Origin of the sequence: Alkaliflexus imshenetskii DSM 15055 (assembly GCF_000517065.1) — a bacterium.
GTDB lineage: Bacteria > Bacteroidota > Bacteroidia > Bacteroidales > Marinilabiliaceae > Alkaliflexus > Alkaliflexus imshenetskii.
In genome coordinates this window covers 1,174,212-1,188,323 of sequence record NZ_KI912105.1, presented here as the reverse complement: position 1 = coordinate 1,188,323, position 14,112 = coordinate 1,174,212, and the positions used below count along the sequence as shown (strand labels likewise).

Here is a 14,112-nt window from a genome sequence, read left to right as displayed (position 1 = left end):
TGAAGGAAATGAACATCGAATTTAGTAGCTTTGTACCATGTTGGTACACACTAAATCGAAATGTCATGTTAGTAATCAGTAGTAGAGAATTTAGGCAAAATCAAAGGCTTTACTTTGAAAGGGCAGATAAAGGAGAGCAAATCATTGTTCAGCGTGGGGCAAATAAATCTTACGCCTTAACTCCCATAAATGAAGACGATGTTTATTTTAATGCTGAGATGGTTAAGAAAATAAAACTCAGTGCAGAGCAAGCGAAAAGTGGTGAGGTAAAAAGAGTTACAAGTTCTGAAGAAATTAATGATTTACTTGGGCTATGAGTTATGTTCTGGAATTTACCAAAGTAGCCCAAGCTGACATTGAAAAACACAAGAAAGCCGGTGATAAAGTTGTGCTTAAAAAGATAGCTAAACTTCTTAATGAACTTAAAGAAAACCCTACTGAAGGAACCGGGCGTATAGAGCTAATGAAATACGGACTGTCCGGTAAGTTTTCACGCAGAATAAATCATAAGCACCGACTTGTTTACTCTATAAATGAAGACATCGTAACTGTTCATGTTCTAAGTCTTTGGGGGCATTACAGTGATAAGTAACTATTAAAATCCCACCACACGACCCCTGCTCGGCGTAGTCTTGTGTGTTAGAAAACGCGTTGGGTGACTACGTCGAATCATATCTGGCAGTTTGTAACTGCAACTTCCCTGCTTATTATTGTTTGTAGCTACCACAATTCGACCCCCTGGCCCGGCTAGTTTACAACTTCATCGCAATTATACCTGCAGTATTTACTTGCCATTGTCACCGTCTGCAAGCATCATATAGCTCACCATCTTAAAACTTGAAACGCAATAATGTCCACTGGATATCAATAAACCTGGTGGTCAAACTTTTTTGTCAAAATGTTATGCAGAATTGAGTGAAATTATTAGTTTTATCCGACACTATAATTCTTGACCATAACCTTGAGTGTTGCGATATGAACCTTTGCCCTATCCCATTGAAGAAGTTGTCACTTCTCAGCAACGTTATATTTCTAACGTTTCTTCTAACATTCTCAACCATAAGTTTTTCCCAAACCAGAGGGGTCATGCTGCTCGGAAGTCCACGTGAACAGGAGATTTTGTTGCGCTGGGCTCCTACATCGCCTGATGTATGGCGATTGGGTAACGCATACGGATATAAAATTGAGCGTTTCACATTGCTGCGTGATGGAGAAATTCCCGAAAATGTCAATCCGGTTTTGTTAAATGAAGAGCCCTTCAGACCAATGGATCAGCAGCAGTGGGCGCGTTATATTGATAGTGATAAGTACGTGGCAATAGCTGCTGAATGCATATTCTCTTCTACTTTTAAGGGTTTGGATTCTCAAGGGAATCCTCACATGGTGTATAAAATGTATTTGGAAGAGCAGCATCGATACAGTTTCGCTTTATATTCGGCCGATCAGTCCATGGATGCTGCCCGTTTGTCCGGATTGTTCTTTGCCGACACATCTGCCAGGCAGAACGAAAAATATCTCTATCGCGTTTTTATTGATGCTCCCGATTCCTTCGCAGTGGATACGGGATTTGTTTTTACGGGTTTGTCAGAGTATCAGCCGCTTCCAAAAGCAATCACCCCCATGGCCAGGTGGGGCAACAAAAGCGTGTCTCTCTCCTGGAATATTATGTATCTCAATCACATATACAACAGTTATGTATTGGAACGTTCAACCGACAATGGTGAGTCCTTTCAGCGACTTGGTGAAAACGCTATTGTTCAGTTGTCCGATGAGGGCATCATTCCACACTTAATGTATCGTACCGATTCCCTTTTAGATAATCAGAATGTGTACCATTACAGGGTGAGAGGCGTGAGTGCATTTGGCGAGTTGGGACCTCCTTCCGAACCCGTTTCAGGCACCGGTAGGCTTCCTTTGGAGAATCCACCCACAATGGTGGCGAAAAATGTGATAAATAATGAGGTGGTGGAACTTACCTGGGAGTATCCAGACGAGATGAACCCCTACATACAAGGGTTTCGCGTGTATCATTCACCCGGTCCTAACGGACGTAAGGAGATTCTGTATGATGGTCATGAGCCTGCCCGCAGAACTTTTGTCGATACCAATCCAGATATTACAAATTACTATTTGGTGTCGGTTTATAATGAGGAAAATGAGAGCGTATCGTTAAACGAAACCTACGTGGCCAGAGTAGATAGTTTCCCTCCACTGGCGCCACAGGGTCTTGTCGGACGCATCGACAGTCTGGGGCATGTAAGCATAACCTGGCACGCTAATAAAGAGAGAGATCTGGACGGGTATAGAGTTTATGTCTCAAATCATCCGAACCATGAATTTCTATTGTCAACACCGGCTTTATTGAAGGACACCATGTTCTATGGTTCAATTAATATTACCACGCTTTCGCGGAGTGTGTACTATAGGGTCACAGCTGTGGATGTGCGGCAGAATCAATCATCCTTCTCCGAAATATTGGAACTAAAGCGTCCTGACCAGATTCCTCCTGTTGCACCCCGACTGGTTTCGCTTACCGAAGATGTGAATAGTTTGGTTGTAGAGTGGATTCCCAGCTTCAGCTCTGATGTCGTAAAACATTATGTAAGCCGAAAGGTGGATGGTGAACCTACCTTTGAACTTCTCGCAGAGTTGGAATATAATGGCGAGGAGATGCTTTCATATATTGACCGAACGGTAAATAAAGGAGTCGGGTATTCTTATTTCGTTATAGCCGGCGATGAAAGCGAGTTGCTCTCATCGCCATCTAATATACGTCATATCAAAATTTCAGGAGGTGGGAAGGGGATGATTCAACTAAAATACATAAGGCGAATAGACCACGTAGTTTTGGAATGGGATAAGGAGGCAGATGGTATAGTTAGGATTGTGGTTTACCGTAGCGAAGGGGAGGAACCCATTCGTATATACGGAAATTCCGATGAAAGTCAATTTATTGATCGCGCTTTAAGCCCCGGAAAATCTTATACATATCGGATAAGCGCCATATATGCCGATGGAACGTCGTCGCAACTAAGCAATCCGGTGCAAGTAAATTTCTAACAGATATAAAAGCCTGACCCTGCATGCCTAGCCCTTTTCGCTTTTTCATGGTTTCTATGTTGATCTCAGTTCCTGCCCTCATTTTTTCGCAAGATGTGGAGCAGGTTATTAAATCTCCGGCGCTCGTAACCAGTGGAGGTTTCAACATGAGTCATATTTTCAACTATTCTCCGGATTCACTTGCCCGATATGAACCTTATTCGTATTACCTCTCCGGAAATGTGAACAGCACACTTTTTGGGGTTGTTAACCTACCGTTTTCATTTGCTTACACCAACAATCAAGTTACAGGAAATCTTCCGCAACCGTTCAATCGATTCTCTTTGTCGCCATCTTACCGATGGATTACAACACACATGGGTTATGGTTCTATGTCATTTTCGCCTTATACCCTGGCGGGACATGAGTTCTATGGCGGCGGTGTAGAGTTAAAGCCCGATAATGGTTTTAGGTTTGCTGCCATGCATGGTAGACTTAGAAAAGCGGTACCGCAAGACTCTTTGGCAATCGAGCCAATGTTCCGCAGGATGGGATCCGGTATTTCTGCGGGTTATGAAGGTTCAAATGTGGATGTGATGTTTAGTTTGTTTAAAGCTAAAGATGAGGTTAACTCCATTTCTCAGTTTGAACCAACCGAAGGAGAGTGGCTTAAGCCTGCCGACAATCTGGCTGGCAGTATAAGAATGAATATTCGCATGGCCAATGGTTTTTTGTGGATGGGCGAATTTGGGGCGAGCGCAATAAATCACGACATCAGCAGCACCGAAGCGTCCAAATCAGGTAATTCTCTATTCAATTCACGCGGAGATGTAACAGTGCATCATGCGTTTAAAACATCAGTTGCTCAGACTACTTCACTAGGTCGAATCGGTGCATCTTATGAGCGGGTTGAACCCAATTACCGAACTTTTGGAGGCTACTATTTTGTAAACGACTTTGAGAATATCACTGCCAACCTGGGCACTGTTTTATTTAAGACAGTAAATTTTGGTATGGATATCGGATTTCAGCGTGACAACATCGAGAATCAGAAAACAACCACAGCCAAACGAGCCATATATTCTGGTAATGTGGCGGCACCGGTCAACAATCGTTTATCTCTGGCACTAGCCATGTCAAATGTGCAGTCGTTTGTTCATATAAAAGATATTTATGATGAAGTAACCAGAACCAATCAATATCAAAATCTGGATACGCTAAATTTCACCCGATTAGACATGGCCTCGTCGATAAATGCAAATTATGTGCTGCTGGCAAATGAAAAGTTAAGACAAAATATAAATGCAGGTTTTTCATATCAGGAGGCGTCACAACAGCAAGACGACGATAAACGATATATTGGTAGTCGAATTTATAACTCAATGTTGTCATACATGTTTTCGCTCACGCCTTCACGTTTTACCGTATCTGCCACTGTGAATCACAACCAAAATGCCGTTCCTGAAATAACAATGCATGTTCTGAGCACAAATGTCACTGTTCAAAAGATTTTTCCGCAGCACATTAGAGCAGCTTTTGCCGGAACTTTAAGTAACTCATTCAGCCAGCAAGGTAAAATTGCCAATATCGTTAATCTTCGTGTTACGGGCGGATATTCATTGATTAAGCGACATAATTTTAACCTTAGTTTGGCCATGATAAACAATCAGGCACAGCGCGGACATACCACGCACTACTCCGCAAACTTTTCGTATAGCTACATTTTTAACATGCAGATATTTCGAAAAGATGGTGATTTTAAGTTCGATAAAAACTTTTAATTGAAATGGCAGGTGTTTGAAATCTAATTATCCTAACCTGTAAATTGGCTCCTGTAGCGCGAATCTGCAATATGTATTTTTCTTTTCCCCCGTTCGCACCGATTTACATTCGGGGCAATGTCGAAACCCAAAATAGCTAAAGAGTTGTGACATGTAAAAGTGCCGTATTTTGATTTGTAGAAAAATGTTTGTTCCGCAGCGAATGCATTAATTGTTTGTTTATCGTAGATAGAATATTGGGGAGTTAAGTAAGTAGCGGCAAGCGTTGCATACTCGCGCCAACGTTGTGCTTAAGTTCAATAATAATGTTTGATCTGCTAGAGGTTTTGCTCCGTGTTTGTTTACCTATCAGCGATGTGATGGTCGTTTTATATGAGGTGGTGAATTGGCTTATCCTTAATGCTTTAAGAAGAAAAAAATGGTTTTGGCGCATACAGTGAAATAATTCTCACTGTACTGTAAATTAATTTTGATAAGGTTCGAGTAAGGCTTGAAGAAATTTTTCTAATATTGTGTACCATAAGAAATCTTATCTTTTAATCCAAATAGCCATGCTTAGAATTTTACTACTCCTTACTTTTTGCAATCTTACATGCTTTGAATTTACAGCCTCTTCGCAAAATGGTTTACTACACCGTTTCATAAACGAAACCAACCAATCTTTTAATAATGGGATTGTTTCCGACGGCGAGTTTCTATACGGAACCAAATGGGATGGCGGTCAATATGGAAAGGGATACGTCTATCGCGTTGGCATAGTAAACTCCGAATTCGATGTGCTACATAGTTTTGATGGGGATGATTCAGGCGCAGGGGGGCTAGGCACCCTTGTGCTTAATGAGGGTGTGCTCTATGGGATAACCAATATGGGTGGAGCCGAAAACATGGGTACACTGTTTAAATTAAACACAGATGGAAGCGGCTATGTTAAGTTGTATGATTTTGATCATTTGACATCAACCCCTTTTCAATCTCGGGCAATTGATGGTAACACCCTCTACGGTACAACCCGGGACGATTATAATGCGAGAGGCCGGATTTTTAGTATCAATACAGATGGTGAAGATTTTCAAATCATATTTAGCTTTAATGGCGAGAATGGGAGAGAACCCTCCAGTCCTTTAACAGTAAGGGATGGGTTTCTTTATGGTACCACGCTTGGAGGTGGTTTTAATGACAATGGTGTCTTATTTAAAATCAGAACCAACGGAGATGATTTTACTATCCTAAAGGACGATTTCGATGCAGAATTATCATTCATGCCCACTGGCAGCTTAGTCGTTCTCGACAACACCATCTATGGAGCAGCTCTACAAGGAGGATCATACGGTTGTGGACTTATTTATAAGGTAAATACGGATGGCTCTATGTATGAGGAGTTGGCAGATTTTGGTGTTTTAACAGGATGCAATCCTAATGGTCTGACCCATTATGAATCAGCTTTGTATGGCATGACTTCTATTGGTGGAAATGCTGATGGCGTTATATTTAAAGTAGACCTAGTAGACCACAGCTTTACCCTTTTGCACAAGTTTAATAAATTCGATGGTGCCAATCCTGATGCGGCTTTAACAGTTATCAATGACCAATTGTTTGGTTATGCCAACAATGGCGAGTTCAATTATGGTGTTGTTTTTAGCATTGATCCTGATGGAAACAATTTTACGATAGTAAAACACCTTGAGGGCACCAACATTGGATATTATCCTGAAGGTTCGGTGGTAGTTACTCCCTCTTTATGTTATGGTTTTACACGAGGTGGTGGTCTATACAATAGCGGTGTAATCTATTCTATTGATCCTGATGGTCAGAATTATCAGGTTCTTCATAGTTTTTTTCCGCAAGACGGTGCAATTCCAACTGGCTCAATGATATTGTGCGACGACATGCTATACGGGCTGACACAACAAGGAGGCCGTGACGGACAAGGTACTTTTTTCAGCTATGCTTTGGGTGATAACTCTTACTCCAAGTTATTTGATTTTAATTATCAAAAAGGTAACTACCCAAATGGTTCATTGGTTGAGTTGGGTTCCAAATTATATGGTGTTGCCTCAAGCGGTGGAATGGCAAACAGAGGGGTGTTTTTTGAAATTAACAAAGATGGTACAGGTTTTAAACCTGTAATCGATTTTGCCGAAACGGATGCTGTCAGGCCAGTAGGCTCATTAATAGAACTCAATTCTGTTTTTTATGGACTGGCTTCAAGTTACGCAACTGACTATTTGGTTTTATACTCAAGTAATGCTGATGGTAGCGATTTTAAAATTATTTATGAGTCAGATGGTGTTGACGCTGGCAGGTATGGTGCAGCCCTAGCTACTGATAGCACTTATATATATGCTGTTTCACATCAAGGAGGGTTGGGTGATTTTGGCGTTCTTTTCAGATTTAAAATTGATGGAACAGAGTTTTCTAAATTGCATGACTTTAGTCTTTCACTTGGCGCTTTTCCTGTCGCACCATTGGTGCTTGATAATGGAACGCTTTTTATTTCTACCTCTACAGGAGGCGTTAGTGGACTTGGCAGCGTTATTGGCATCAGTACGGACGGTGCAGACATATTTGAAATCGTTGATTATGTCAAGTTAGAGTTGTTTGATGGATTAAAGAAAACGAAGATTAGTCAGACAGAACGTCTGAAATCATCATCCAACGAGAGCACAATTGGCGCTATTTCAGTCCGGAACAAGAACATTTAGATCGTTGCAGAACAAACAAAAGGTGTTTCTAGTCAAGGCGGTTTCTTCAAGTTCAACCTGTCATCATTTACCGACTCTAAGTCTTTAGAGCGACGTGTGTTTAAGATTCATCCAATTCCTGCATCCAATTATTTAATTATTGAGCATGATAAACCTCAAGTGACTATTCAGGTTTACAACGCTTTTGGAATGGGTGTGATTAATCAAACTTTGTTGGGGAACGTTCTGGATGTAAGCATGCTTCCTGCAGGTGTGTACATTTTAAAAATGGAAAACCAGACCACCAAATTTATCAAACAATAGCCTGAACTGAGTTCAGATTTAAAGTGGATATAAAGGTGTTTTTGCCACTGTTTTAGGAGTGTAATGGTATTAGATGTAGCCTGGCGCCAACCACCATGGCACCAGGCTCTTTTGTTATGACTCTTTAGAAGTGACTGGTTACAACGATATATTTACTCCAGGTTGATTTTTATACAGCACTTGGGAAAAGTTTATGTTTCAACGCCCTCAGTATTTTCAACTTTAATGGAATTCCCGGTGGATGGTTGAAAGAAATGTCCTGAAACAGTGTTGTGCTGGTCGCCAAGTGTTACGTCGCTGTAGAAAGTAACCCATCTGCGTGGTTCATCATTTTCCTTGGAGCAAGCTGCAAGTAATAGAGTTAAAATTAGCGGAAAAATAATTGATTTTTTCATAGAATGGTTCTTTAGGATTCTGGTGTTAATTGAAATTCTGATGTAATTTTAATAAGTACACAAATGCCAATTACATGAATATAATTGGCAGTGTATTAGCTAATTATTAACTTATATTTAAAATTACGCTAAAATGATTTTCAAGAAAAACGTGATTCTGTTGTCTGTTTTAATTGGTTTTTTAATGCTCGGAGAATTGTTTTGCAGGCTTACATGGCTTGTGTTTTACCAGCAATAGTTATTAAATGATGTGCCCAATAGGAGGTTTCCCGTTTTTAGTTAAGGCAGGTTTATAATGTAATTTCTACTTTTATTAGTGATTTGTTTTATCTAATTTTGAATTTTTAACGTATTAACAATAAATATCCTTACCATGCTGTTTAATTTTATGAAATTCACACTTTCAGCCTTGGTGCTTATCTTTGCCGGCTTTGTTTCAAATGCTTATGCGCAGGACGGAACAATATATCCGATGGATAAACCCGATGAGCCCAATGCCATTATTTTAGGAACCGGAGGAGTTGATAACCAGCCTGCTCAGGAGTCCTGGTTTCGCCAGTGGGGGGACCCAATGGCTCGTAACATAACCACTGCTACACTCACACCCTTTTTACCCGATCCGAAGAAGGCCACAGGTGCGGCAATTATTGTGGCTCCAGGTGGTGGCTTCCGCTGGTTGTCTCTGTCTAACGAGGGCTGGAAAGTTGCCCAGGCTTTGGCCGATCAGGGTATTGCAGCTTTTGTATTGAAATACCGTCTGTTTCCAACGCCTGAATCGATAGAGGGCTTTACAGAGTCAATGAATCGTACCTTTGCCGAGGCAACCCCAAGAGGAGAAGGAGAGGCTGAAGCAGCTCCGGCACCTACTCGTGAGCGTAGAATGGCATGGAGCCTTGATAATCAGTTGGAAGATGCAGAAGCTGCTTATGCTCTAATAGTAAAGAACGCCGGGAAATGGGGCGTTGATGTTTCGCGAATTGGCATGATTGGCTTTTCGGCCGGTGCGGGATTAACCATGCATTGTACCTTAAATTCGGAAGTGATGGATCTGGCTTTTATAGGTCCGATTTATGGTGGGATGAATGCTGTTGAAGTACCCAAAAATGCTCCTCCCATGTTTAATGTGATTGCCACCGACGACTTCCTCTTTAACGGACAGTTCGGTATTATTGAGTCGTGGTATAAGGCTGGTATTCCTGTAGAGTTTCACTTGTATCAAAATGGTGGTCACGGTTTTGGTTTGGGTAACCCCGATCGTACCAGTAATCGCTGGTTTGGTTCTTTTATGTATTGGTTGGAAGTAAACGGATTCCTTAAAAAATAGATCACAGTCGGAATTGTTCTGGGTTTTCCTTATTTGTACTCGGCATATCTGGTTATATGCCGGGTAGCATAAAGGATGTCCAGACGTTGAAAAAAATGGTTCCGATTCTATTCCGGGTTATATTGAGGAAAGACTGTTCACATATAAGGTGTTTTTTTGCGCTCAATATCAATAATTTAGACGGAGAGGGGTGGCCGGAGATGGAGAAGGTGCGGTTGATCTGGCCGGTAAAATGAGTACAGTGTGGACAACTCTTGCTGAATCAATTATCATCTCGCGTGAGAATGGTGAAAACCATGATTTTTCATTCGGTTTGTCTAATTGAAAACAATCACGACAGGGATTTAATAAGCCTGATTCAGGCACGTTACCCGCAACAGAGGAGAATCTGTTTTTTTATTAATAATGTAAACATTTTTTTATTTGATTATGAATAGACTGGGTGTAGTAATTCTGGTGATGGTTGTGATGACCGCTTGTGGAGGAGGAGCCAAATCTGGATCAGGAAAAGAAGAAGAAACATCAAAAGTGCTTACTTTTTGTTCCGATCCCGACAATGACCAGTTTAAAGGCGAGCATGATGACTATGCTTATGAGTTGTGGAACCAAAATGGTGCAGGTGATGCCTGTATGACCATTGGTGCAGGTGCCTTGTTCAGTGGGCACTGGCAAGGTATTGATAATTATTTGGCGCGCAGGGGGCTGGTGTTTGATGAAACCCAATTGCACCATGAAATTGGGCGCTTCTCAACCACCTACAGTTGTATTTATGAGCCCACTACCGAATCGGGCAATTCCTATTTATCGGTTTACGGATGGACGGTAGAGCCACTAATCGAATTTTATGTTGTAGAGGACTGGCGTCGCTGGATTCCGTCGATGGCCGAAGGCAGTGAGTTAAAAGGGACTTTCGAGATTGATGGCAGCATTTACGACATATACGAGAGTACGCGTTATAATCAGCCTTCTATAATTGGAAATGCTACTTTTCAGCAGTATTTCAGTATTCGAAGAGATGTTAGGAACAGCGGCCATATTGATATCTCAGCACATTTTGATAAATGGGAATCGTTGGGTATGGAAATGGGTAAAATGAACGAAGTGGCTTTTGTTGTTGAAGGATACAAGAGTAACGGTTGCTTTGAGTTTACAGAATTGACAGTAAAGGTTGAGTGATTTTGGATGAAGAACGCACTGTTTTTCAGACAGAAATTTCAGACCATTTTGATTTTTGGTGCAGCAGGGATTATTTAGACCTGCTGCATTTTACCCTAACCTGGAAATTCGCTCCAGTTTTTTCTCATCGAGAATTTTGATGATACGGCCATCCACCACAATTACCTTTTCTTTCACAAAAGTGGTAAGTGTGCGTATCGCGTTCGATGTAGTCATGTTGGAGAAGTTAGCCAAATCCTCTCGCGACAGATAGATGCTGAGGGTGCATCCGTCTTCTTCATAGCCATAAATATCCTTTAGCAGTATAAGGCTTTCGGCCAGTCTGCCGCGAATGTGTTTTTGTGTGAGTGTTACAGTACGATATCTTGAAAATCCCAATTCGGTAGCAAAGGCATTGATGATGTTCATGCATAGCCTGTTGTTGGAGGCCATCAATTTCTCAATCACATCTTTTTTGATGTGGAATATGGTGCAAGGCTCAATTACCACGGCTGAAGCAATGTGGGCTTCGTCGGCAAAAAAAGCACGGTAGCCTATAAAGCCTGGTGCTTTGGCCAGTCGAACAATCTGATCGCGACCACCAACACCCTCTTTAAATACCTTTACTTTTCCGGAGCCCAAACATTGCAGACCAGTTGGTTTTTCCCCTTCCTGATAGATGATTTGGTTTTTACGGTACTTGAGAATGGTATGGTTTTTTTCAAGGTACTCCCTCTCTTCGGGGGTTAGCACGCTGTAAACCACGGATATGTCCTTTATGGTTGGTTCCGGAAGTTGTCCTTTCTTGCTCGCTGTCATATTCTTTGTGCCCTAAAACACTGTTGTAAAACATTCAAAAATATAAAAAAAAACTCATCTGTCAAACACCATATATCTGTGCGAGATGGTATTCGAGAGTTGTTGAATGTTTTTACTTCAGTATTATGGCTTGTAAGAGGCCACAAGTGGCATTCGCCGTCCAAAGCCAAAGGCTTTGCCTGAAATGCGCAGAATGGGAGGTGCCTGAAACCGTTTATGCTCGTTTCGGTTTACCATTCTGATGGTTTTTACTACCGTGGTTTCGTCAAATCCGGCTTCAATAATTTGTGAGTGTGACTGGTTTAGCTCGATGTAGCGGAAAAGGATTGCATCGAGCAAATCATATTCGGGCAATGAGTCAGTATCTTTCTGGTCGGGGCGCAATTCTGCCGATGGTGGTTTAACAATGGTGTTATGTGGTATGATTTCGCGGTCACGATTTACATAGCGCGCCAGTCTAAAGGCTTCGGTTTTATACACATCGCCTAACACACTGAGCCCGCCGTTCATGTCGCCATAGAGTGTGCCATAACCCACAGCCGCTTCGCTTTTGTTGGAGGTGTTGAGTAGGATGTGTCCAAATTTATTTGAATATGCCATAAGCAGAGTGCCACGGATGCGTGCCTGAATGTTTTCTTCGGTGATATCGGGTGTGCATCCTGCGAAAGTGCTGCTTAGCGCGTCATTGTATTGTGTGAAAATATCTCTTATTGGAATTATGTCAAAGCCAATGTTTAAATTCTCGGCCAACTGTTGTGCATCGGCCACACTGTGGTCGCTCGAGTATTGTGATGGCATTAGTATGCCCTGTACATTTTCAGCACCTAGCGCATCTGCTGCAATAGCGGCTGTGAGGGCAGAGTCCAGACCTCCGGATAATCCCAACACAGCTTTTTTCAGACCTGATTTATGGAAATAGTCTCTTACGCCCATCACTAATGCATCATAAATAAGGCTGGTTTCTAATGAATGGCCTTTCAGGTCAGGTTCATGTTGTTGACTTATTTCAAAATTGTCTGATTTGGCAATGTATAATCCTTCGCTAAAGAATGGCATACGGTGAGACACATTTCCTTGGGCATCTATTACCATTGAGCCGCCATCAAAAATAAGTTCCGTATTGGCACCGGTTTGGTTCACATAGTAGATGGGCAGACCATATTGTGCAGCTTTTTTGCATACCACCTGTTTCCTTATTTCATGCTGATGGTATGAGAAGGGCGATGCAGCTATGTTGATGACCATATCAGGCCTCAATGCTGCCAATTTTTGCATTGGCGATAAGGTGTAAAGGTGGTTGCGGTCAAAAGTTTGTTCCACAGGTCGGTCGTCCCAAATGTCTTCACAAATGGTAATAGCCATTCTTTTCCCTTTGAAGTTGATGATGTCGAAGGTTTGGTTTGGCTGAAAATAGCGGTATTCGTCAAATACATCGTAAGTTGGCAGCAGAGTTTTGTGCACCACCGGTTTTGCACTACCCTCCGAAAGCAGCCATGCTGAGTTGAAGAGCAACTTTCCTTTTGAACCGGGGTTGATACTTGGTCCGCCAACAACCGCTGCTATATGGGTACAGTGGCGGGCTATGTCGTGAATAGCCTGAATGGCCTCCGTCACAAACGCCTCACGTGTGAGCATGTCGAGTGGAGGATAGCCGCAGATGGCTAATTCGGAGAATACCACCAGGTCTGCACCGGCTTTTTCAGCTTTCTCTATTTCTCCGATGATTTTGTTTTTGTTGCTTTCAAAATCTCCTATTTTGTAATTAAGCTGCGCCAGAGCAATTCGGATAGCAGATTGCATGTGTGTATGTTCTCTTTAGATTCGATTAAAAGATAAAGCCAAATTCAAAAACAAACCGGTTTAAGTTGGCACGGTCATTTATGCCGTAAGTTTTTTTAGTTACATCGGTAAAGCCGTTGTTGTAGAGGATGCCAATCATGAGCGCGTTGCGTTTGCCCAGCGAGTATTCAATGCCACCACCAAGGTGATAACCCATGGCAAAAAGCTTCACCTCGTCGCTGATGTTGTTGTTATCCCTGTCGCGTGCCTGAATGTTTATTTGGTTTGAGAGCCCAAAACGGCCATAGATATTGGTTCTGTGCAGATCTTCGGAGCGTAATTTTAAACCCAAAGGCACTTCAATGTACTTTAGTTTGTAGGTCTGAATAAAGGCCGGAATAGCGTTGTTTGGGGGATAGCCCAGTTTGCCACCGGTGGTATTAATGGTTAGTCCTGTGCACAATGCATAATTGTCGCCAAAGAAACGATCCATTATTACACCAAAATTATAGCCCAGAAATGATCCCTTGCTGTCAACATATTGGTGGTCTGAGTTTAACCATGATATTTGGGGCGTAAGGACGAACGAAAACCGGAGGTCGCCGGCTTCCTGTGCCTTTAAGTTGGAAACCATGAAAATGGTAAGCAGAATCAGAAGCGTTCGTTTCATATTTAATGGTTGTTTAGATAATTGGCAATGCAGGAGTGCAAACTTAGTGAAAAGCATACTTGTTTTCTATAAAAAAATGTTATAATCTCACTTGGTTTGCCACAGGGTTAAAAAGTTAGGCTTATCTTTAACCTTGCATCAAATT

At 41.9% G+C, this 14,112-nt stretch carries 12 protein-coding genes; 8 read left to right on the top strand and 4 right to left on the bottom strand.

Annotation, left to right across the window (positions count from 1 at the left end; genetic code table 11):
• From ALKIM_RS0104810 to ALKIM_RS20365, 6 genes are all read left to right on the top strand, one after another.
• The coding region (locus ALKIM_RS0104810) for a prevent-host-death protein (RefSeq protein WP_218916665.1) at positions 1-317 on the top strand (317 nt) is incomplete at its 5' end.
• On the top strand, positions 314-592 hold the full coding sequence (locus tag ALKIM_RS0104805; protein WP_026473652.1) for a Txe/YoeB family addiction module toxin: 279 nt from the start codon (positions 314-316) through the stop codon (positions 590-592). The genes ALKIM_RS0104810 and ALKIM_RS0104805, both read left to right, overlap by 4 nt.
• A gap of 494 nt (positions 593-1,086) precedes the next feature.
• The gene (locus ALKIM_RS0104800; protein ID WP_026473651.1) at positions 1,087-3,060 is read left to right on the top strand and encodes a fibronectin type III domain-containing protein; all 1,974 of its coding nucleotides are present in this window, start codon (positions 1,087-1,089) and stop codon (positions 3,058-3,060) included.
• A gap of 56 nt (positions 3,061-3,116) precedes the next feature.
• The gene (locus ALKIM_RS0104795; protein WP_044117752.1) at positions 3,117-4,820 is read left to right on the top strand and encodes a hypothetical protein; all 1,704 of its coding nucleotides are present in this window, start codon (positions 3,117-3,119) and stop codon (positions 4,818-4,820) included.
• Between the two features lie 551 nt (positions 4,821-5,371).
• Positions 5,372-7,522, top strand: a complete 2,151-nt coding sequence (locus tag ALKIM_RS0104790; protein WP_026473649.1) for a choice-of-anchor tandem repeat GloVer-containing protein — start codon at positions 5,372-5,374, stop codon at positions 7,520-7,522.
• A 96-nt stretch (positions 7,523-7,618) separates the two neighbouring features.
• Positions 7,619-7,825 carry a T9SS type A sorting domain-containing protein gene (locus ALKIM_RS20365; protein WP_026473648.1) on the top strand — a complete coding sequence of 69 codons (207 nt, stop codon included), beginning with the start codon at positions 7,619-7,621 and terminating at the stop codon, positions 7,823-7,825.
• Between the two features lie 191 nt (positions 7,826-8,016).
• Here the strand turns inward: ALKIM_RS20365 and ALKIM_RS0104780 are convergent, their stop codons facing one another.
• Complete coding sequence (locus ALKIM_RS0104780; protein WP_026473647.1) at positions 8,017-8,220, bottom strand: membrane lipoprotein lipid attachment site-containing protein; 204 nt, start codon at positions 8,218-8,220, stop codon at positions 8,017-8,019.
• A 373-nt stretch (positions 8,221-8,593) separates the two neighbouring features.
• Here ALKIM_RS0104780 and ALKIM_RS0104775 point away from each other — a divergent pair, with 373 nt between their 5' ends.
• Both ALKIM_RS0104775 and ALKIM_RS17650 read left to right on the top strand, forming a co-directional pair.
• Positions 8,594-9,544: an alpha/beta hydrolase gene (locus tag ALKIM_RS0104775; RefSeq protein WP_026473646.1), complete on the top strand. Its 951-nt coding sequence runs from the start codon at positions 8,594-8,596 to the stop codon at positions 9,542-9,544.
• 429 nt (positions 9,545-9,973) lie between these two features.
• Positions 9,974-10,720 (top strand): glycoside hydrolase family 11 protein, encoded by a 747-nt coding sequence (locus ALKIM_RS17650; protein ID WP_052345398.1) that lies wholly within the window; start codon positions 9,974-9,976, stop codon positions 10,718-10,720.
• 90 nt (positions 10,721-10,810) lie between these two features.
• Here ALKIM_RS17650 and ALKIM_RS0104755 read toward each other — a convergent pair whose 3' ends face one another.
• From ALKIM_RS0104755 to ALKIM_RS0104745, 3 genes are all read right to left on the bottom strand, one after another.
• Complete coding sequence (locus ALKIM_RS0104755; RefSeq protein WP_026473644.1) at positions 10,811-11,518, bottom strand: Crp/Fnr family transcriptional regulator; 708 nt, start codon at positions 11,516-11,518, stop codon at positions 10,811-10,813.
• Between the two features lie 123 nt (positions 11,519-11,641).
• Complete coding sequence (locus tag ALKIM_RS0104750; protein WP_235714380.1) at positions 11,642-13,318, bottom strand: NAD+ synthase; 1,677 nt, start codon at positions 13,316-13,318, stop codon at positions 11,642-11,644.
• A gap of 25 nt (positions 13,319-13,343) precedes the next feature.
• On the bottom strand, positions 13,344-13,967 hold the full coding sequence (locus ALKIM_RS0104745; RefSeq protein WP_026473642.1) for a porin family protein: 624 nt from the start codon (positions 13,965-13,967) through the stop codon (positions 13,344-13,346).
• Positions 13,968-14,112: the final 145 nt, after the last annotated feature.